The following is a 20,370-nucleotide window of genomic DNA, read 5'->3' on the forward strand; positions in this document are numbered from 1 at the left end:
CGATTTCTCGAAAAACCCGGTTGGACATCCTCGAAAATCACGATTATTGCAGGTACATGCTAGTATTGTCATGCGGCAATAGTGAGAGAGGGACAGCATGGTTGCGTATGGCCCATTGGTGCCAGAGGGATATGCTCCGCGTCTTATGGATGTGCTTGTTCAACGGCGTATGGATGCCTTTGGCGCCGTAGAGATATGCGGAACTCGCTGGTCGGGGAAGTCATGGACGTCAACGGCGTTCGCCAAGAGCCTGGTGCGAGTTGATGATCGGCGAGAGATTCTTGAGGCAGACCCCTCCTTGGCTTTGGTGGGGGAGAAGCCGGTGGCCATTGATGAATGGCAAGATGTGCCTGCCATTTGGAATCGAGTGCGTCATGCAGTGGATGATTCAGGAAGCCGTCCTGGGCAGTTTATTCTCACGGGCTCTTCTCGGTGTGGGTCCCGAAGCGCTACTTATGGATGGGCAGCTGTTGGGAGACGCTCTTTGAGAACTTGGTAGTTCACGATCTGTGTGTCTATGCCAGTCTGTTGCCAGGAGCCGGGGCTCATCCGCTTCATTACTATGCCGACAGCGATGGCCTCGAAGTAGATGTCATCATTGAGCTCACAGATGGCCGGTGGGCTGCTATCGAGACAAAGCTTGGTGATTCGAAGGTAGATCAGGGAGTAAAGAATCTTTTGCGTCTTGAGAAGAAAGTGCTTAACAATCCTCTTGCACGCGGGTGCGAGCCGGTATTCAAGGCGGTGGTGGTGGGAAGTGGAGCCTATGCACGCCAGCTGTCTGATAGCGGTATCTATGTGATACCGCTTGACACGCTTACTGTGTAGGCACTGCGGCCTTGCGGTTCTTTTTGCCTACCAGGCAATAACCGAAATAATAGGCGAGATATTTCGGTTATTGCCAAGTGATGCTTTAGCCTCGCGTCCGGACAGCCGAGTGCTTTACTTATAAGCTAAAATTACTACTAAAAGTAAAGTATTTTCGCCTAGATGCGGGCGAAAAGTAAAGCATGGAGGTTCGCAATGGTCGACTATACAGGCCTGTCCCAAAGGCTTGGTGAGCGTGGCCTTTCGAGAACCGCCTTCGCCAAGCTTCTTGGCATATCCTCCAGAACCATGGCCAAGATTGGCCGAGGAGAGTCGGTCTCAGGTCGCGTCATCAATCGTATGGCCGCCTATCTAGGATGTCGGGCTGATGACCTCTGCAGGACCATCTCGGACAACGCGCTTCTTCAAGCCTTGCGAGACGAGAAGGAGGCCCACATCTCTGGCGGTATCTACCACGAGCTCCAGGTGAGAATGACTTTCAACTCGAACCACATCGAGGGGAGTCGGCTTACCGAGGATCAGACCAGAATGATCTTCGAGACCCGTACGATAGATGCGACTGGCGGCATACCTGTGGACGACGTCCTAGAGACGGTAGGCCATTTTAGGGCGATCGATTTTTGTATCGACAAAGCGGAAGAACCGCTTACGGAAGACCTTGTGAAGCAGCTGCACCATATTTTGAAATGGGGCACTCATGACTCGCACCTTGGCTGGTTCGCGGTGGGAGACTACAAGACGCGCCCCAATGTGGTGGGAGGGCGCACCACTTGTGCTCCTAAGGATGTCCCTCGCCAGATGGGCTCACTGATACAGGAATACGAGACCCAAGATGAGGTCTCATTTACTGACATAGTGAGATTTCACCAGGAGTTCGAGTGCATCCACCCGTTCCAGGATGGCAATGGCCGCGTGGGTAGACTCGTAGCTTTCAAGGAGTGTCTGCGCCACGGCCATGTGCCGTTTCTTATCGAGGACTCAAAGAAAGCGTTCTACTATCGCGGTCTTGCTCAGTGGGAGTCGGAGCCAGGCTACCTGATCGACACCTGTCTCGACGGTCAAGATTCGGTGGTTGCCCTTATGGATGCACTTGGCATCAAGAGATAGAAAGCCGCGCTTTGCTCTACATGAAAAGGGCGGCTGGAAAACCCTCGTCATCCAGCCGCCTGCACGTAATAAGTGGGCCCGCACGTTATATGTGGGTTGCCCGAAGCGTCTGCACTAGCCCTCCAGGGCGGCGGCTGCAGCAGCCATCTCGGGGATGGCGGGCTGCACGGCCATGCCTAAAAGCGACGGGCCGGTGTGCACCAGCAGGTCGGGAGAGATAGAGGTGGAGATGAGCCCCACGGCGTTGGTGACCTTCTCTTGCAGCGCATGTACGGCGGCATCGTTGGCGGCGTCATGCACTGCGACGGCGGCGGCCAGCACCACCTGCTCGTACTCCTTGGCGCGCTCGGCGATGAGGCTGATAGTGCTCTTGAGCGCCTTGTCGCGGCCGCGGCACTTCTTGACGGTGCGGTAGTGGCCCTCGTCATCGCAATCAAAGATGGGCTTGATGTTCAACGCGGAGCCCAGCCGATAGGTGGCCTCGGAGATGCGGCCGCCTTTGCGCAGGTAGGTGAGGTCGTCTACCGAGAAGAGCACCAACGTCTGGTTGGCTAGCGCATTGAGCCTGCCGGGCAGCTCCTCAAAGGGCACGCCCGCTTCGATCATCAGGGAGGCATCCATCACCGTGAGACCGGCGGCGATGCCGATGGAGAGGGTGTCCACCACTTCCACTGGGAAGTCCTCCATCTGGCTGGCGACTAGGTGCGCCGTCTGGTTGGTGGCCGAAAGCCCTGAGGAGATGGTGACGATCACCGCTTTCTCATAGCCGTCCGCCTTAGCCTGTTCCAGCACCTCGCGAATGGAGGAGGGGCTGGGAAGCGACGTGGTGGGAACCTCGGAAGACAGACGGTCGATGACCTGCTGGCCGGTGATGTCTATCTCCGAGCGATAGGTGCCGTCGGTATAGTTGATAAGCAGCGGCACGATGCGGATGTCGTGCTCTTTGGCAAATGCTGGGGGCACGTTGGTGCCGGAGTCGGTGATAACGGCGATCTTTTGCGAATTCATAGGGTGCATCCCTTTTCCCTCGCGGATGAAAGCGAATCTTTGATACCCAAATCACAGCGTGAGAGCTGCGATGCCTCCTGCTGGCGCAATGCCAACAGGAGGCAGGCCCAGATAGTGCAGATGAGCTGAGCCAACCAGTGAATTCTAGGGTATCTACCCCCAGGCATCCAATGCCAAGCGGCGCGGCTGTCCGGCCTTAAATTCACGGCGACACCACGAACTCACTCGTGGGATTTCTCTGCTTCAGGGTTTCAGAGCCCCACCTAGAGTCTTCCTGATGACAAACTGAGAATTTCGGACCATCACCCTGCGTTCTTCCAGCTAGCCAGGCCTTCTGTGCCTGAGAGGAGTTTTGCATCCATGTCTGATACGCCTCAGAGCTCGCCCAAGAGCGAGTCCATCATCGCGGTGCCCCAGGTGCTCGAGCGCCGCCGCCGCCAAAAGAAGCTCACTAAGATCACTTCCAACGGCACCATTGCCGCGGCGGTCATGGTGGGCGCCGCACTGCTGGCGGTCATCGTGGCCAACAGCGACGCCTACGAGGCAGTCCATCACTTTTTGATGGAGCCGCTCACGCTGGGCATCGGGCCGCTAGTGGGATCCATTTCCATCGAAGCCTTTGTCAACGACTTCCTCATGGCCATCTTCTTCTTGCTGGTGGGCATCGAGCTCAAGTACGAGGTCACCGTGGGCGAGTTGCGCAAGCCTCGCCAGGCGGCCCTGCCCATGCTGGCCGCGGTGGGTGGCGTGGTGGTGCCTGCGGCCATCTATCTGCTTTTTAACTCCTCGGGCTCCAATGCCTCGGGTTGGGCCATTCCCATGGCCACCGACATCGCCTTTGCCCTGGGCGTCATGTCGCTTTTGGGCGACCGCGTTGCCCCGGCTACCAAGGTGTTCTTCTCCACTCTGGCCATCGCAGACGATATCCTGGCCATCATAGTAATCGCTCTCTTCTACGGCCATGCGCCCTCTCTGGCGTGGCTGGCCGCCTCTGCCGGCTGCCTGCTCATCCTGGCAGTCTTCAACTACCTCAAGGTGTTCCGTGTACGCCATTACATGATCGTGGGCCTGCTTTTGTGGTTCTGCATGTTTAACAGCGGCATCCACGCCACTCTGGCCGGCGTTCTTCTGGCGCTCTTCTTGCCTGCCAAGTCCGACATCTCGCTGGCCGCCCTGCGCCCTTGGCTCAAGAAGAAGGCAGACAGGCTGGACGACATCTACGACGACAACATGCACATCTTGGGCCAGCATGAGTTCATGGCCACCTCGGCTACCGTGGAGCGCATCATGCACCAGGTGACGCCGCCGCTGGAACGTACCGAGCGCGCCATCTCGGTGCCGGTGAACTTCGTCATCCTGCCCATCTTTGCCTTCGTGAACGCCCAAGTGCGCCTGGTGGGCGTCGATGTGGCCTCGGTCTTTGCAGACCCGGTTACCCTGGGCACCATGTGCGGCTCCATCTTGGGCAAGCCCATCGGCATCGTGGCTGTGACTGTGCTTTTGGTAAAGATCGGCTTCGCCAAGCTTCCCTCTGGCGTTGACTGGCACCAGATCATAGGCGTAGGTCTCATGGGCGGCCTAGGCTTCACCATGTCCATCCTTATCGCCGGCCTGGCCTTCACCAATCCCGTCGAGATCCTGGCCGCCAAGTTCGCCATCCTCTGCGGCTCGGTGATCGCTGCCACCATCGGCTGCCTCTACATCCTCCTCACCGGGAAGAAGGCGTCTGCAGGCTCTGGCGACTCACAAGACTAAGAGACGATGCCGTAGCGCCTGCCCCAGCCATGGGCGGCCAAGGTGGAGTTGATTTGGTCACAAAATTGCGCCCGTGTCATGGACATGGGAGGAAGCAGGCCCACTACCTCGATGAGATCATCGGAGAGGCCGTGGGCCTGCGCCAGTATGAGCGCATCCAGGCGGTTGGCGCGTTTCTCGGTCGCAAACAGGGCGTCTACCAGGCGTTGGAGATCGCCGTGCTCGGGAGCTTGCTCCCAGTTTTGTGCGTCCATGAGCCTCCTTTGGGTAGGGCCGGCTTGGCCTGCGGCGATAGGAGTGCCGGCTCGGGTTGGGTGATGGTGCTGGCGGCAGGCGAGGTGTCGGCGCGCCTGTAGGCTGCAGCAGTAAGTATGTCATCTGTCGCTTATCATTTCTCATTAGAGAATGCCGCTGCAGTGAGGCAGAGCAACAGGGCTCGGGTCGCTATACTAACAAAAGCGCAGCTAGGCGTTAAAAAGACCACCGCCAGTCTGGGAGGTTTTCATGGACAGCGTGCTGAGTGCCCCTCAAACCAGCATCTATAGCGCAATGACCGCCGCGGATCTCGCCTGTGAGGTGGAGCGCCTCAAAGGCGAGGTAAAAGCCCTCAAATCGCTGGGTCTCAAGCTTGATATGGCCCGCGGCAAGCCCTCGCCGGAGCAGGTGGGCCTCTCCCGCCCGCTGTTGGACGCCGTGAACGCCTCCAGCGACCTCACTGACGAGGGTGTGGACGCAGCTAATTACGGCGCGCCCGACGGCCTGCCCTCTGCCCGCCGCCTTTTCGCGCAGATCTTAGAGGTGGATCCCGCCCAAATCATCGTGTCTGGTTCCTCCTCGCTCAACCTTATGTTCGACGTGCTGGCCCATGGCTTTGTGCGCGGCATTCAAGGCGAGACTCCCTGGTGTCAGCAGCAAAATCTTAAGTTTTTGTGCCCCTCGCCCGGCTACGACCGCCATTTTGCGGTGAGCGAGCACTTTGGCTTCGAAAACGTCCCGGTCGCCATGACCGCCACCGGCCCCGACATGGACCAGGTAGAAGAGCTGGTCAAAGACCCCGCGGTCAAGGGCATCTGGTGCGTCCCCAAATATCAGAACCCCACCGGGGTGACCTTCTCGGATGAGACCGTCCGCCGCTTCGCCGCCTTGAAGCCTGCAGCCCCAGACTTCCGCATTCTCTGGGACAACGCCTACGTGGTGCATGGCCTCTACCCCCACGAAGAGGACTCGCTGTTGGAGATCTTCTCGGCCATCGAGGAGGCGGGAGGCTCCAACCTGGTCTATGAGTTTGCCTCTACCTCCAAGATCACTTTCCCAGGCTCGGGCATTGCCTGCGTGGCAGCGAGCGTGGAGGACCTGGCAGACCTCAGGCGCTCCTTTGGCATCGAGCGCGTCTGTGCCGATAAGATCAACCAACTCATGCACACCCGCGTCTTTGCAGACGTCTCTGCCGTGAAAGAGCACATGGATCAGATGGCTCAGGTGCTGCGCCCTCGCTTCGAGCTGGTGGAGGCTAAGCTGGCAGAGCAGCTGGGCGAGGTGGGGTGCGCTGCTTGGACGTGCCCTCGTGGCGGCTATTTCGTCTCTTTTGAGGCGCCGGAAGGATGTGCCAAGGCCATCGTGGATCTGTGTCGCGAAGTGGGCGTTACGCTTACTGGCGCTGGAGCCACCTGGCCTTATGGCGATGACCCCCGGGACTCCAACATTCGGTTGGCTCCCAGCTATCCAACGCTTCAAGAATTAGGGGGGGCCTTGGACGTCTTTTGTGCCTGCGTCAAAGCCGTTGCCGCAGCTCAAGAGCTAGAGCGCCGTTCGTAACCAATTAAGGGATATATAGCTCATACTCAGCCTAATGCACATTTGGTACACATCGGTCACTGTTGGTATACTGTCCCATTGTTTTGAATAGTTACTTCTACCCAAAGGAGGGGGTGCGTAAAATGGCCAAGCCCAAGGAGCGCAAAAAACCCACGGGCAAAGAGATCGCCGTGGTGGTGATCTCCATCATCATGGTCATCTCCATCCTGTTGCCCTCCTTCGCGCAGATCTTCGCGGCTCCGCGCACGTCGCAGTCGTTCCCTACCTCTTTTGACGATGCGGCATCGCGCTATCAGCCGCAGGTAGATGAGGCCAAAGCCGCGCTGCAGGTCGACAGTCAAGATGCCGCCCAAGAGCTCAAGCTGGCAGACGCCTATTTCAACTGGGCTTCCTATGCCTCGATCTATGCTGGCAACGAGGACGAGCAGGCAGAGGTTACGCAGCTCTATAAAGAGGCCGCCACCGCCTATGCCTCCTACATCGACCAGGTGGGTTCGCTGGACACAGACCAGGCCAAGAACGCCTCTATCAACGAGTCCCTTAGCCTCTATTACTCCGGCAACACGGCGCAAGGTGTAACAGGTTTGGAAGATCTGGCGAAAGAGACCAATTATGCTTCGGCGTGGGCCAACCTCGCTATGATGTACGAAAGTCAGGGAGAGGCCGCAAAGGCCGCTGATGCTTATGAGAAGGGTGCCCAAGCAGACACTTCTTCCCAAGGCGCGGTGAAGAAGTACTGCGAGGACGCCCTGTCTCGCCTGCGCTCCAGCGCAGCCGCCTCCTCTGGCGGAGCCAGTGCTCTCTCAGAGAAGCTCGACCAAACGGCGCCGGCTGACAGCACTTCTTAAGAAACTGTCCTGAATCCCGGTCGTTACTAGTAGAATTACCTGAGTAGGTACGTCCTGTGCCCAACTATGGAAGGTTAGCGATGTCGCTCTCAATTAACACCAAGGCCGCAGATGATCACGTAGACGTCATCATCGAGGGAGAGGTAGACGTCTCCAACGCCTCTCAGCTCACAGACACGCTGGAAGCCGTGCTCGACAGTGCCCCTACCACCATCGACGTCGACATGGAGGCTGTGCCCTACATCGACTCCACTGGCATCGGCGTGCTGGTGGCGGCTGCCCATCGTGCTGCCGAGGGCGGCTGCGGCCTCACCATCTCCCGCCCGCAACCCAACGTGCTGCGCGTGCTTACGCTTTTGGGCGTAGGCTCTGAGTTCAACGTCAACGAACAGTAGATCTTTGAGGGGTTTGCCTGAAGACAGGCTTTAAGTTGCGCTCCAGGCTTCACCCCTGTAGGCTCAAAGCCCTAAGAGCTGTCCTGGGAGACCGCCGCTCGCGACGGTCCCCTTTACTATAGAGAGGGGGTGTCCCGGTTGTTCGGTATCGGGGACACCGAGTTTTTGCTCATCATCATCTTCGCGTTTTTGCTGTTTGGCCCGGACAAGCTGCCGGGTATGGGCCGCACCATTGGACGCGGGCTTCGCCAGTTCCGTGAGGCGTCGGACTCCGTCACCAAGGTGGTTCAGTCAGAGGTCATCGACCCTATGACCAAGGCCGCCACGGGCGCCGGCGACTCGGTGAAGTCCAAGGTCGCCTCCAATGAAGACGCGGATATCGAGGAAGAGGATCTCTCCGGTCGCGCCACTGAGACCTTTGCCCAGCGCAAAGCCCGTTTGGCTGCCGAGAAGGAACGGCGCCAGGCAGCTGCAGCCGCTGCGGCTCAAGATGCGCAGGCAGCAGCTGACGACGCTTCGGCCAGCTCGGCGCCCGTCTCCAGCCAAGAGGCCCAAGAGGCTGCCGCGGCAGCCGAGGCCGCCGCGGCCCTCACCGGTGTAGAGACCAAGGGCGAGCTTGATGAGGCCACAGGTCACGTCTCGGTGGCTGCTCCTGCAGCGCCTGCGGTCCCAGAGCCTGCCTGTGACCCCACCAGTGCCGCGGCCCTCTATGGCTTGGCTTCCAAGCCTGCGGCTGCCCCTGCTTCTTCTGGAGAGGAGGACGGAGCTTCTGCCTAAGGGCGGGCTCCTCTGATTGTTATGCCTATCGGACCTGCACGTATGCCCCTTATGGACCACCTGGGCGAGCTTCGCCGCCGCCTTACCATCATCATCGTGTCTTTGGTGGTGTGTGCGGTGGTGGTCTACATGGCCACCCCGGTGATCATCGATGTGCTCATCGACCCCATTCGCCAATTTCTGCCCAACGGCGGCCAGCTCACGGTGCTCTCCACTTTGGGAGGCTTCACCATCCGCTTCAAAGTGGCTTTCTTTGTGGCTGCCATCATCACTTGTCCCATCATCATCTGGGAGCTCATGGCCTTCTTCCTGCCGGCGTTGCGCCCCAATGAGCAGCGCTGGGTGATTCCCACAGTGGGCGCCATGGTGGTGCTCTTCTTCCTGGGCATGACCTTTTGCTACTTCATCATCCTGCCGGCTGCCTTTGGCTGGATGCACGATCAAACGGTGCAGTTCGCTACCCAGCTGGCAGACGCCAACGACTACCTTTCCATCCTCATGCTCTTGGAGATTGGCTTTGGCGTCGCCTTCGAGGTGCCTCTGGTGATCTTCTACCTCTCCATCCTCCACGTGGTGCCTTACCGTACCTTCCGCATGAATTGGCGTTATATCTATGTGGGGTTGTTGGTCTTCTCGGCATTTGTGACCCCAGACGCCTCGCCTGTGACTATGTTCTTCATGTTCGCTGCGCTGGTGATGCTCTATGAGATCTCGCTGGCGGTAGCCCGAGTGGTCTTGGTGCAAAAGGATGGGCCTCAGGCGCTTTCCTGGACGCGCGAAGACTACGAGAAGCAAGAGGAACAGGCTGCATAAATGCGTGCGACCCGCCCGGTGCGGGTCGATTCTTAAAGAGGGTTTCCTTGTTCGCGCCCCTCTTGTCTATACGTTCTAGAAGCTTTGGGCTCGCGTCTGCCAGGAGCCAAAGCAAGGAGTTCGCCCATGGTTTTGGTCATTGCAGAGAAAAACGACGCCGCCAAGCAGATCGCCCGTCTGCTGAGCCAGTCGGGCAAGCCCAAGCAGGACAAGGTCTATGACACGCCCGTCTACCGCTTTAGGCGCGACGGCGACGACTGGGTGGCCATCGGTTTGCGGGGCCACATCCTGGCCCCGGATTTTCCTACCCAGCTCACTTATGACAAGTCCTCCGGCTGGTTCGCCGTCGATACCGAGGGCGAGGTGCTGCCGGCCCAAATCCCCGCCAGCCTGCCCAAGCCTCCCTTCGACGGCGGCCTGCGCAAGGACGGCAAGCCCAAAAAGCCCAAGAAGCCCTTTATGGAAGACGGCGTGGACATCAAGGGATGGAAGCTGCCCAGCCTGCCCTACCTCATCTGGGCTCCGGTAGAGAAAAACCCTGCCGAGAAAGGCATCATCCGCGCCCTCAAAAATCTGGCCAAGAAGGCTAGCGCGGTGATCATCGCCACCGACTTCGACCGCGAAGGCGAGCTTATTGGCTCTGATGCTTTGAACCAGGTGCGCCAGGTGAATCCCGACATCCCGGCCACGCGCGCCCGCTACTCGGCCTATACCAAGGCGGAGATCGACCATGCCTTCAACAATCTGGTGGAGCTGGACCAAAACCTGGCCGATGCCGGCGAGAGCCGCCAGTACATCGACCTCATCTGGGGAGCTGCGCTTACCCGCTATCTCACCATGGCCCGCTTTGGCGGCTTTGGCAACGTGCGCAGCGCCGGCCGCGTGCAAACCCCCACGCTGGCCCTGGTGGTGGAGCGCGAGCGCGAGCGCCAGGCCTTTGTGCCCGAGGACTACTGGGTCATCGGCGGCCGCGCCGCCAAAGACGGCGAGAGCTTCAAGATCTCCCATGCCGCCGGCCGCTTTACCAACGGCGATGCGGCGCAGGAGGCCTTCGACCAGGTGCGAGGCGCCACCACCGGCCAAGTGACTGCCGTAACCAAGAAAAGCCGCAAGTCGGCGCCCCCGGCGCCCTTCAACACCACCTCCATGCAGGCCGCCGCTGCTGCTGAGGGCATCGCCCCCGGTCGCGCTATGCGTCTGGCAGAGTCCCTCTACATGGACGGCCTCATCTCCTACCCCCGTGTAGACAACACGGTGTATCCGGCATCCCTGGATTTAGCGGGCACTCTCAAGGCCCTGCGCAAGGTGCCCGCCTACGCATCCATCTGCGACCAGATCCTGGCGGGCCCCCTCCATGCCACGCGCGGCAAGCAGGAGACCACCGACCACCCGCCCATCTATCCCACGGCACCCGCAGATCCCGAGAAACTCGAGCCAGCCGCCTGGAAGCTCTACAACCTCATCGCCCGCCGCTTCATGGCCACCCTCATGGGGCCCGCGGTGATCGAGGGTACCAAGGTGAGCCTGGACGTGGCAGGCCAGCCCTTCTCGGCAGCCGGAGACGTGCTCAAAGAAAAGGGCTACAGGGCCGCATACCCTTACGGTCTCAAGAAGGACGAGCAGCTGCCCTCTCTGGCTCAGGGAGATACCGTCGAGGTGAGCGACTTGGCACTGGAAGCCAAGCAAACCGAGCCTCCGGCGCGTTACAGCCAAGGGCGCCTCATTCAGGAGATGGAGAAGCGGGGTTTAGGCACCAAATCCACCCGTGCCTCCATCATCGACCGTCTTTTCCAGGTGAAGTACCTCAAGAACAACCCGGTGGAGCCTTCCCAGCTGGGCATGGCCATTATCGACGCGCTGGATTCCTACGCGCCCACCATCACCACGCCCTCCATGACCAGCGAGCTGGAGCAGGACATGAACCTGGTGGCCGAGGGCTCCACAACGGAGGATGCCGTGGTGGATCACTCCCGCGCGCTGCTGGCGGGCATGATGGATCAGCTCATCGAGCACACAGAGGACCTGGGCGAAGCCATTGCCGATGCCGTCACCGCCGACGCCCGCGTGGGCTCCTGCCCCAAATGCGGCAAGGATCTGGTGATCAAAAACTCGCCCAAGACCAAGTCGCGTTTCATCGGCTGCATGGGATGGCCGGACTGCGACGTCACCTATCCGGTGCCGGGCAAAAACAGCGACAAGATCGAGCCTCTGGAAGGGCCCTGCCCGGTGTGCGGCGCTCCTAGGCTCAAGATCTGGCCCTTCCGCTCCAAGCCCTACGAGCAGTGTGTGAACCCTCAGTGCCCCACCAACCAGGAACCCGACGTCATCGTGGGCACCTGCCCGGTATGCGCCGAAGCCGGCCGCCACGGCGACCTGGTGGCCCATAAGAGCGAGAAGACCGGCAAGCGCTTCATCCGTTGTACCAATTACGACGAGTGCGGCGTGAGCTACCCGCTGCCTCAGCGCGGCGCCCTTCATGCCCTGGGCACTACCTGCCCTGTGTGCGGCGCCCCCGAGGTGGAGATTGAGACCGAGCGCGGCCCCTGGAAGATCTGCGTCAATATGAGCTGTCCTGGCAAAGAGAAGAAGAAGGCCGCCGGCCCTCGTCGTGGAGGTCGTCGCGCTAAAGCCAAATAGCCGCTTTGGGCGCCTTGGCCCGGCTGGTCTGCGCCCTTCGGCTGACGCCGGCTTCCCTGGCGGCGTCTTAGCACGTCCCATCTATCGTTTCACCCGTTCGTCTCCTCGGAGGTCTCATGAAGGTTTTGCTTATCAACGGCAGCCCCCATCCCGGTGGCTGCACGCGCACAGCCCTCAACGAAGTGGCATCCATCCTCAACGAGTGCGGCGTCGAGACACAGATCAAAAACGTGGGCAACGCCACCGTGCGCGGGTGTGCAGCCTGCCACCACTGCGCGCGCACCGGCCGCTGCGTCTTTGACGACGTAGTCAACGAGCTTATCGACATCGCCCCCACTATCGACGGCCTCATCGTGGGCTCGCCGGTCTACTACTCTGGCCCCAACGGCGCTCTCTGCGCCATCATGGACCGCTTCTTCTACGCCGCCTCCTCCAAGCTGGCCTTCAAGCCGGCAGCAGCCGTGGTGAGCGCCCGTCGCGCGGGCACCACCGCCTCCCTGGAGCGCTTGAACCAATACTTCTTGATCAACAACATGCCCGTGGTGCCCTCCCAGTATTGGAACATGGTGCATGGCTACAGCCCCGAGCAGGTGCGCAAAGACAAAGAGGGCATGCAGATCATGCGCACCCTGGGCCGCAACATGGCCTGGATGCTCAAGTGCATCGAGGCCGGGCATGAGGCGGGCGTCGACCTGCCTCTCCACGAGCCTCACGTGCGCACCAACTTCATCAACGACTAGGAGCAGTAAAGGTGAGAGGTCTCTTTGTCACCTTCGAGGGTGTCGATGGGTGCGGCAAATCCACGCAGGTAGCTCGTCTGGCTCAGAGCCTTGAGGCTCAGGGCTATCCGGTGCTTTGCCTGCGCGAGCCCGGTGGCACCCCTCTTTCCGAGAAGATCCGCTCCCTACTGCTGGACCCTGCCAATGGCGATATGGTCCCTGAGGCTGAGCTTTTGCTCTACGAGGCCTCTCGGGCCCAGTTGGTCCGGCAGGTGATTCGTCCGGCACTGGCCGCGGGCCAGGTGGTGCTCTGCGACCGTTTCTATGACTCCACCACGGCCTACCAGCAGGCCGGCCGCGGCTTGGACGCTCGGATGGTGAGCGAGGCCAACCGCCTGGGCAGCTGCGGGCTCGCCCCAGACGTTACCCTGTGGCTCAAGCTGGACCCGGCCCAAGGCTTGGCTCGTGCAACGGGCGCCCATAGCCCCGACCGCTTGGAGCAGGAAGGCGTGGCCTTCCAAGAAGCGGTGGCGACAGGCTTTGAGGCTCTCGCAGCAAAAGAGCCCCAGCGTGTGGCGGCTATCGACGCCTCTGGCACCCCTGAGCAGGTAGAAACCGCCATCTACCAGGTAGTTTCTCAGGCGCTGGAGGTCTGTGGCCTCAGGGCTGCCGTCGCCGCAGATTCCGCTCATAGCAGGGGAGCGGCCGGTGACTAGCACACCCTCTCAGGCCCAGGCCCTGCTGGCGCCCTTGAGCCATCAGCCCCAGGTGCACGGGTATCTCACCCGCGCCCTCACCGAGGGCAAGGTCTCTCACGCCAGCCTTTTTATAGGCCGTGCCGCCACCGATCAGCAGGCAGCCGCCTTGGCCGTCGCCCAGGCGCTCACCTGCCCTGCCGGCGGCTGCGGCACCTGCGAGAGCTGCCAAAAGGTGGCTCACAGCTTTCTGGAACCCCAAAACGCCGCACACCCCGACGTCCACGTGTATGCGCCCGGTTCTGCCACCGGCTATCTTCTAGAGCAGGTCGAGGCCATCATCGCCGCCGCCAATAGAAGCGCGGTAGGCGGAGGTTCCAAGGTCTTTGTGATCCAAGAGGCCCAACGTCTGGGCACTTTGGCGGCAAACGCCCTGCTCAAAACGTTGGAAGAGCCCCCGGCGCGCACCTGCTTCATCCTCATCGCCCCCGCGGCCAACGGCGTGTTGCCCACCATCGTGAGCCGCTGCCAGGTGGTGCCCTTTGCGCCCACCAATGCTGCAGCGGTGGAGGAGCAGGTGGCAGCCGCCGCTCAAGTGAGCCTCGACGAGGCACGTCAGGCGCTGGCCATCTACCCCGACGTTGCCAAGGCCTGCGCCCTGCTTAAAGACCCGGACAGGTGGGCCCTGCGCCAACAGGCGGCGGACCTTCTCGGCAACCTGCCTCACATGAGCGACGCCGACATCGTCTTGGCCGCCCGCTCCGTCGCCGAGGCCGCAGGCGAGCTCTCCGGCGAGATGGACGCCAAGGAGCTCAAGGAGCGCCTCAAGGCCAAGGGGCTTTCCGATGCCGAGAAACGCGCCCTCCAAGACCAGCTGGCGGCCAGGGAGCAGGAGGAGCAAATCCGTGCAGACTACCTCACCCGCGGCGCCCAAAAGGCCCTAGAGCAGCAGGAGCGTCGCCAGAGGAGCGCGCAGGACCGCTCGGCTATGATGGAAGTGGTGGCCTGCTGCCGCTCGCTTCTTGCTGATGCGCTGGCCTCCAAAGAGCTTTCACGCCCGCTTTCGGGCCCGGATGCCGCCAGCATCTTGGCGGCCTGCGGCTCGGCGGATGTCTCTCAATTACTCGCGGCCATCGAGAGCGCCAACCGCGCATCTTCTCAGCTGGCCACCAATGTCGATGGACGCCTGGTCTTAGAGGCCATGCTGTTTGCCTTCAAGGAGGCACTATGCCCCATGTCCTACCGGTGAGATTCACCTTTGTGCAACATGATTTGTGGTTTGATCCCCGCGACTCCGGCGCTACTGCCGGCGACCACGTGATCTGCGAGACCGGTCGCGGCACCGAGATGGGTCTTGCCGTCGCCGATCCCTTCGAGGTCACCCAAGAGGAGCTGGATGAGACCATCGGCGAGGCCGAGTTTGCCCCGGTCATCCGCGTGGCCACCGAACAAGACCACGACCGCGCCGCCGAGCTGGCCGCCAAAGGCGACGAGGCGCTGCCCGTCTTTCGCGCCCTGGCCAAGGAGGAAGGCCTGCCCATGAAGCCGGTGGGCGTGGAGTATCTCTTTGGCGGCGAGCGCTGCGTGTGCTACTTTGCCGCCGACGACCGCGTGGACTTTCGCCACCTGGTGCGCGAGCTCTCTCGGGCCCTCCATGAGCGCATCGATATGCGCCAGATCGGCGTCCGAGAAGAAGCCGCCCTCATGGGCGGCTACGCTGGCTGCGGCCAGGAGCTTTGCTGCGCACGCTGGGAACGCAAGTTCGAGCCGGTGTCCATCCGCATGGCCAAAGAGCAGGACCTGCCCTTAAACAGCCCCAAGATCAGCGGCGTGTGCGGCCGCCTCATGTGCTGCCTGCGCTATGAGTTCGAGGCTTATCGCGACTTCAAGAGCCGTGCCCCCAAGAAAAACGCCCTCATCCAAACACCGTTGGGTACCGCCAAGATCGTGGACTACGACACCCCTCGCGAGGGCCTTACCCTGCGTCTGGAAAACGGCAAAACCATCAAGGTGCCCCTGGAGGGCATGGAGTGCTCCGAGGCGGCCTGCAAGAAGGCCGAGACCAACGGCTGCTCCTGCCGCCCCGACACCGTGACCCGCGCCATGCTGGACGCTCTGGACTCTCCCGAGGTGCAGATGGCCCTGGCCGAGCTTGACCGCACCGAGGCTGGCGAGGTCTTGGACTACGACAGCTCCGACGTGGTCTTTGTGAGCGAGAGCCGCCGCGCCCGTCGTCGCGCCCAGGTGGCCGAGCAAAAGGAAGAACGGGCTGCCCGCGAGGCCGCCCGCGAAGCAAAGGCCAAGAAGGAGGCCCGCCGCGAGGCTACCCGCGACAACCGCGCTGGCTCCAAGCGCGATTCCCGCCGCAAGTTGCGCGACACGGCTGATCGCGAGCGGGCTGCCGCCCCTGCACCCGCCGCGTCCTCGCAGCCCACCCGCCGTCGCCGTCGCCATCACGACGCCACGGACAGCGCCCCCGCCGCGCCTCAAACCGCCCCGCGCGAGGCGAACTCTGCCGCGCCTCTGGTAGATGTGCGCCCCGGCCGAGCCCAGAGGCGCCGCCGTCAGGCCGATGCCGCCGCAGCTGCCAGCGATGGCGCTTCTCGGTTCACGAACGATCGCCCTGTTGCCGAGAAAAGCGCCCCTTCCCACAAGAGCGGCAACAGTGGCAACAACAGTGGCAGCCGCAAGGGCGGCAAGCCTGGGGCCGCAGGCGGTACATCTGGATCTAAGAAAGGCCGCGCATCTGGACAGGAGGCGAGCAGCAAGGCTGGGACCAAAGCTTCCGGTCCCAAGAAAGAGACTTCCAAGCAGCGCCGTCGTCGTCGCCGTACATCGAGAGGCGATGGAGCTGCAGGCACTCCGGGCGCAAGCGCTTCTGAGTAATGCGAACAGCTATGGTGAGAAGACGTGATGCTGGAAGAACGGTAGTGACGTGACCTTGGGAGAAGCAACCGTGGCAAGAAGGGAAGCGGGGAGTCGCGGCCCCAGAAAAGGCAGTTCTGCGCTCTGAAAAATAGCTACCTTAGCTACAAGAATATGCAGTTAAAGGTAGAAAAATGCCATGTATAATACATTATGAAGTTACTAAGGTAGTAATTTTTCAGAGGGCACTACGCCCCTTTGCCCTCTGAGCCAGTACCGTGCTCTGATTCCGTGCCGCACGTTTCGTCATCAACGACAATTCAATTCATAAAAACGACCCCTAAGCTCGCGAAAGCTTAGGGGTTGAGTGCATCGCTTGCGGAGCGTTTCACGTAACGCTCCGCGTGCGCCTTAGTTCTCTAGCTCAAACAGGATCTGGCCGGCATCCACATGGCCCTGCTGCACCAGCTCGATGCGGGAGAAGTCGTCGCTGTTCACGATGGCGATGGTCACGATGGGGTCATAGCCAGCCTCGGTGATGGCCTCGCGGGAGAAGGCGAGCACAGGTTGGCCGGCCTTTACGCTGTCTCCCTGGTGTACCAGGTAGGTAAAGCCCTTGCCTTCCATGGCTACGGTGCCCAGGCCTACATGCACGACGATCTGCGCGCCGCCGTCGCTTGCCATGCCAAGGGCATGGCGGGAACCGGCATACTGCACGGTGACGGTGCCGTTGGCGGGAGCATAGATAACGTCTTCCTGGGGGCGGATGCCGCAACCGCGTCCCAGCAGGCCTTGAGCGAATACGTCGCTCTCAACGTCAACGCGGTTGATGACGGCGCCTGTCACAGGAGCCGTGATGGCGTTGGGGTTGGCAATAGCCTCGACAGGGGTGAAATCCTCAGCTTTTGGCTCGTCAGTGCTGGGAAAAATGTGGTCAAGCAGACCCATAGCGGCTCCTTAGTAGACGGATCAATAGACTCTTCCTGCGATGATATTCCCCCAAAAACGCAACTTTGTCCCGCGTTTTGCAAACCTCAAAAGGCAAGGGGACTCTTTATCGGTGTGCGGTGGGTTGTCATGTCAGTTAGAGGACGCTTTCAGCGGTCAAAGTGTGTGAGATTGCAAGATGGGCGATCTGTCTGTGGGAATAACCGCGCTGCGATGAGAATGCTCGTGGAAATCGTGAGAAGTAATTTGAAAAATAGTATACACAATATTGTGGATGAAAGTGGTATTTATAACGCAGCTACCAGCATATATACATAATAAACCCTAAATCTCGTATTGAAGCACGTATATTAAAGGAGAGTATCCCCAAGAAATAGCTCTGATATGCATCACGATAATGGGTGATAGCTGCGGTAATACCAATAAACACCCCTATGCGTCCCAGGATGCATAGCAATAAGATTGAATAGTATTTCTATGCAATAACACTTTTGCCGATTTTTTCCTACCGCCGGTCGATTCTGTCTAGGATTCTTCCAACCCAAAGCTACAGAGGGGCGTGCTCCTGCCTCAAGGGTGCGTCTCGGGCGCTTTGGGGTTGCAGATCGGGAGGCTATGGGGCCTCTTCGCCATTGGATGCAAAGGAGCAGCCATGAATGACCAGAACACCCCTCAGGTGCAGCAGTCGACCGCCACAGGCGGGCTGCTCAAGCGCTCGGTTTCCCGCCGCTCGCTCTTCCAGGCTGGCGGCTCGTTGGTGGCCCTTGGCTCTCTGGCAGCCCTCGCCGGCTGTGGCAGCGCGGGCGCAGGCGCCCCTGACGCCCAGGCCTCAGAGCAGGGCGGCGGCTCCACCCTGCGTGTAGGCATGGAGGCAGCCTATGCCCCCTATAACTGGCAGGCCACCCAGGAGAGCGAATACACCATCCCCATCGAAAACGTCTCCGGCGCCTATGCAGACGGCTACGACGTCCAGATCGCCAAGCGTGTGGCAGAGGCCCTCGGGGCCGAGCCTGTGGCGGTGAAGCTCTCCTTCGACGGCCTTATCGACGCCTTGGCTTCCAATCAAATCGATGTGATTATCGCGGGCATGGCCCCCACAGAGGAAAGGCAGCAGTCCATCGACTTCTCCGACCCTTACTTCGAAGGCACCTACGGCCTGTTTGTGCGCGAGGGCTCTCCCTACGAGAACGCCACCAGCCTGGCAGATCTCTCGGGAGCGTCGGTGGTGGGGCAAAAGGGCACCAAGCTCGACGAGGTGATCGATGAGATACCCGGTGTGGTCCATATGACGCCGCTGCCTTCGGTGCCCAATGTGCTGGCAGCCCTTCAGCAGGGCGCTGCAGACGCCGCCACCTACAACATGGAGAACGAGGCCGCCTACCTCAAGAGCAATCCGGGCATCGTGCCGGTGCGTTTTGCGGAGGGCGAGGGCTTTCCCGATGTGGTCACTGCCGCAGTGGGAGTCTCCAAAGGCAACGATGAGATTTTGTCGGCTATCAACAGCGCGCTGGCGAACCTCTCGGATGCCGAGCGCCAAGAGCTTTGGGACGGCGCCCTCGAGCGTCAGCCGGAGTAGCCATGGGGACCCTGGGAGAGCCGCTGCCAGGCGGCCAGGATATTCTCGGCTTCTTTGGGCCCTTGAACGGGGGAGCGACAGATCCGGAGGCGGACAGGCGGTTGGCGCAGCTGTTGTCCTTTCCCACTCTGGCGGCGCAGGCCTACCGCACCGGTGACTGGAGCGCCTTCGAGGCCCAGCGGGCGTGGCTTGAGGCTGCCTATCCTCAGGTGTTTTCGGCTGCGTCGGTGGAGCTGGTGGAGGGTGCGGCCGGCGGCGGCCCCCAGGCCATGCTTCTGGAAATTCCCGGGAGCAACCCGCAGCTGGCGCCCCTGGTGTTGATGGCTCATCAAGACGTGGTGCCCTGCGTGCCGGGCACTCAGGATCATTGGACCTATGGCCCCTTCGCGGGCACAGCTGACGGCACCTGGATTTGGGGGCGCGGCGCCGTCGATATGAAAGTGCAGCTGGCGGGCATTTTCGAAGCCTTGGGGCGGGTGCTTGGCAGCGGGGCTCCTCTGGAGCGAGGCGTCATTGTGGCTCTGGGTCATGACGAGGAGTGCCTCCAGGAGGGTGCGCGGGCATTGGCAGGCCGCCTGGAGGAGCGCGGCATACGCCCGGCGTTCTTGGTGGACGAGGGCGACTACCTCATCCACGACCTGGCCTCTCTGGGCGGCAGCGGACATTGGATGGGAGTAGCCATTGCCGAGAAGGGCTATGCCGACCTATGGCTTTCTGCGCGCTCGGCAGGGGGGCACTCGTCGAATCCGGCGGGCGGCACGTCGCTGGGGCGGCTTTGCGAAGCGGTGACGCGGGTGTGCCATGAAGTGGGCCAACCTCGGCTTACTGCGCCGGTAGCAGCTATGTTTCGCCAGCTGGCGCCGCGGATCTCCAGGGGGCCCATCGGGGAGCTGCTCCAGGGGGACCCGGCGCGCGTCGAGGCGTGCGGCCAGGCATTGGCGGAGCTTTTGGCTCGCGACCCTGAGACCTATCCGCTGGTATGCACTACAGCGGCGCCCACCATGATGGAGGGAGGTTCCTCGGCTCCCAATGTGTTGCCCCAGGATATGGGTGCAGCCATTAATTTCCGGCTGCTTCCGGGCGACTCGGTGGCAGGCCTTGTGGCCCAGGTAAGAGATCTCGTGGCCGATCTGGACGTCCAGGTGACCCTTATGGAGGGAGCCAATGACCCTTCCTGTGTGTCTTTAGAAGACGGGTGGGGCGTAGACCAGCTGCGCCAAGCGGCAGCTTCGCTCTTCTGCGAGCTCGACGGCACGCCTATCCCTCTGGCGCCCACGTTGGCTACAGGAGCGAGCGATGCCCGGATGTATGAGGGCTGCTGCGACCAGTGTTTGCGTTTCTCGGCATTTGTGGGCGACGAGGCAGAGATCGTGCGGGGAGTCCATGGCACCAACGAGCGCATCCTTTCTGCTGCCTTTGCGCAAGGGGTGGCCTTTCTGCGCGATTTGGTCACTGGTTGCTGCTGTGGGGTGCCGTCCTGAGGCTTGCAGCTTGTTTACAGCTTCTATACAGGAAAGAGGCTCTCATACGGTGATGTATCGAAAGGAGAAGAAACAGACACCACATCTACCTGCGATTATACAA

General features: G+C 61.0%; 19 protein-coding genes. 16 read left to right on the top strand and 3 right to left on the bottom strand.

Annotation, left to right across the window (positions count from 1 at the left end):
* Positions 1-169 precede the first annotated feature (169 nt).
* The 3 genes from E5334_RS08720 to E5334_RS01655 all read left to right on the top strand — a co-directional run bounded on the left by E5334_RS08720 (position 170) and on the right by E5334_RS01655 (position 1,935).
* Positions 170-499 carry an AAA family ATPase gene (locus tag E5334_RS08720; protein ID WP_275438893.1) on the top strand — a complete coding sequence of 110 codons (330 nt, stop codon included), beginning with the start codon at positions 170-172 and terminating at the stop codon, positions 497-499.
* Positions 460-828 (top strand): DUF4143 domain-containing protein, encoded by a 369-nt coding sequence (locus E5334_RS08725; protein ID WP_275438877.1) that lies wholly within the window; start codon positions 460-462, stop codon positions 826-828. Before E5334_RS08720 ends, E5334_RS08725 begins: the two co-directional genes overlap by 40 nt.
* A gap of 195 nt (positions 829-1,023) precedes the next feature.
* Entirely contained in the window at positions 1,024-1,935 is a 912-nt protein-coding gene (locus E5334_RS01655) for a Fic family protein (RefSeq protein WP_136011859.1), read from the top strand.
* Between the two features lie 114 nt (positions 1,936-2,049).
* On the opposite strand, the gene E5334_RS01660 is transcribed toward E5334_RS01655, so the two are convergent.
* Positions 2,050-2,943 (bottom strand): DegV family protein, encoded by an 894-nt coding sequence (locus E5334_RS01660; protein ID WP_136011860.1) that lies wholly within the window; start codon positions 2,941-2,943, stop codon positions 2,050-2,052.
* A 360-nt stretch (positions 2,944-3,303) separates the two neighbouring features.
* Here E5334_RS01660 and nhaA point away from each other — a divergent pair, with 360 nt between their 5' ends.
* Positions 3,304-4,698 (top strand): Na+/H+ antiporter NhaA, encoded by a 1,395-nt coding sequence (nhaA, locus tag E5334_RS01665; RefSeq protein ID WP_136011861.1) that lies wholly within the window; start codon positions 3,304-3,306, stop codon positions 4,696-4,698.
* On the opposite strand, the gene E5334_RS01670 is transcribed toward nhaA, so the two are convergent.
* Entirely contained in the window at positions 4,695-4,952 is a 258-nt protein-coding gene (locus tag E5334_RS01670) for a hypothetical protein (RefSeq protein WP_136011862.1), read from the bottom strand. The genes nhaA and E5334_RS01670 overlap by 4 nt on opposite strands.
* A 250-nt stretch (positions 4,953-5,202) precedes the next feature.
* On the opposite strand from E5334_RS01670, the gene E5334_RS01675 reads away from it, so the two are divergent.
* From E5334_RS01675 to E5334_RS01720, 10 genes are all read left to right on the top strand, one after another.
* A complete protein-coding gene (locus E5334_RS01675) occupies positions 5,203-6,513 on the top strand; it encodes an aspartate aminotransferase type Ic (protein ID WP_275438878.1) in 1,311 nt (436 codons plus the stop codon).
* 122 nt (positions 6,514-6,635) lie between these two features.
* Positions 6,636-7,361, top strand: coding sequence for a hypothetical protein (locus tag E5334_RS01680; RefSeq protein ID WP_136011863.1), 726 nt, complete (start codon positions 6,636-6,638; stop codon positions 7,359-7,361).
* A gap of 80 nt (positions 7,362-7,441) precedes the next feature.
* Positions 7,442-7,756 (top strand): STAS domain-containing protein, encoded by a 315-nt coding sequence (locus E5334_RS01685; protein WP_136011864.1) that lies wholly within the window; start codon positions 7,442-7,444, stop codon positions 7,754-7,756.
* A gap of 138 nt (positions 7,757-7,894) precedes the next feature.
* Complete coding sequence (locus tag E5334_RS01690; RefSeq protein WP_167604248.1) at positions 7,895-8,533, top strand: Sec-independent protein translocase subunit TatA/TatB; 639 nt, start codon at positions 7,895-7,897, stop codon at positions 8,531-8,533.
* 21 nt (positions 8,534-8,554) lie between these two features.
* Positions 8,555-9,346 carry a twin-arginine translocase subunit TatC gene (tatC, locus tag E5334_RS01695; RefSeq protein ID WP_136011866.1) on the top strand — a complete coding sequence of 264 codons (792 nt, stop codon included), beginning with the start codon at positions 8,555-8,557 and terminating at the stop codon, positions 9,344-9,346.
* Positions 9,347-9,472: 126 nt separating this feature from the next.
* Positions 9,473-11,983, top strand: coding sequence for a DNA topoisomerase I (locus tag E5334_RS01700; RefSeq protein ID WP_136011867.1), 2,511 nt, complete (start codon positions 9,473-9,475; stop codon positions 11,981-11,983).
* A gap of 116 nt (positions 11,984-12,099) precedes the next feature.
* Positions 12,100-12,723, top strand: coding sequence for a flavodoxin family protein (locus E5334_RS01705; RefSeq protein ID WP_136011868.1), 624 nt, complete (start codon positions 12,100-12,102; stop codon positions 12,721-12,723).
* Between the two features lie 11 nt (positions 12,724-12,734).
* Complete coding sequence (tmk, locus tag E5334_RS01710; RefSeq protein WP_136011869.1) at positions 12,735-13,418, top strand: dTMP kinase; 684 nt, start codon at positions 12,735-12,737, stop codon at positions 13,416-13,418.
* On the top strand, positions 13,411-14,646 hold the full coding sequence (locus tag E5334_RS01715; protein ID WP_167604249.1) for a DNA polymerase III subunit: 1,236 nt from the start codon (positions 13,411-13,413) through the stop codon (positions 14,644-14,646). Before tmk ends, E5334_RS01715 begins: the two co-directional genes overlap by 8 nt.
* Complete coding sequence (locus E5334_RS01720) at positions 14,625-16,283, top strand: PSP1 domain-containing protein (RefSeq protein ID WP_136011871.1); 1,659 nt, start codon at positions 14,625-14,627, stop codon at positions 16,281-16,283. The genes E5334_RS01715 and E5334_RS01720 overlap by 22 nt, the downstream gene beginning before the upstream one ends.
* 390 nt (positions 16,284-16,673) lie before the next feature.
* Here the strand turns inward: E5334_RS01720 and E5334_RS01725 are convergent, their stop codons facing one another.
* Positions 16,674-17,210, bottom strand: a complete 537-nt coding sequence (locus E5334_RS01725) for a PTS sugar transporter subunit IIA (protein ID WP_136011872.1) — start codon at positions 17,208-17,210, stop codon at positions 16,674-16,676.
* A 652-nt stretch (positions 17,211-17,862) separates the two neighbouring features.
* On the opposite strand from E5334_RS01725, the gene E5334_RS01730 reads away from it, so the two are divergent.
* Together E5334_RS01730 and E5334_RS01735 are read left to right on the top strand one after the other, a co-directional pair.
* On the top strand, positions 17,863-18,786 hold the full coding sequence (locus E5334_RS01730) for a transporter substrate-binding domain-containing protein (protein ID WP_136011873.1): 924 nt from the start codon (positions 17,863-17,865) through the stop codon (positions 18,784-18,786).
* 2 nt (positions 18,787-18,788) lie between these two features.
* Positions 18,789-20,267, top strand: a complete 1,479-nt coding sequence (locus E5334_RS01735; protein WP_136011874.1) for a M20/M25/M40 family metallo-hydrolase — start codon at positions 18,789-18,791, stop codon at positions 20,265-20,267.
* Positions 20,268-20,370: the final 103 nt, after the last annotated feature.

The organism is Muricaecibacterium torontonense, from assembly GCF_004793925.1.
Taxonomy (GTDB): Bacteria; Actinomycetota; Coriobacteriia; order Coriobacteriales; family Atopobiaceae; genus Leptogranulimonas; species Leptogranulimonas caecicola.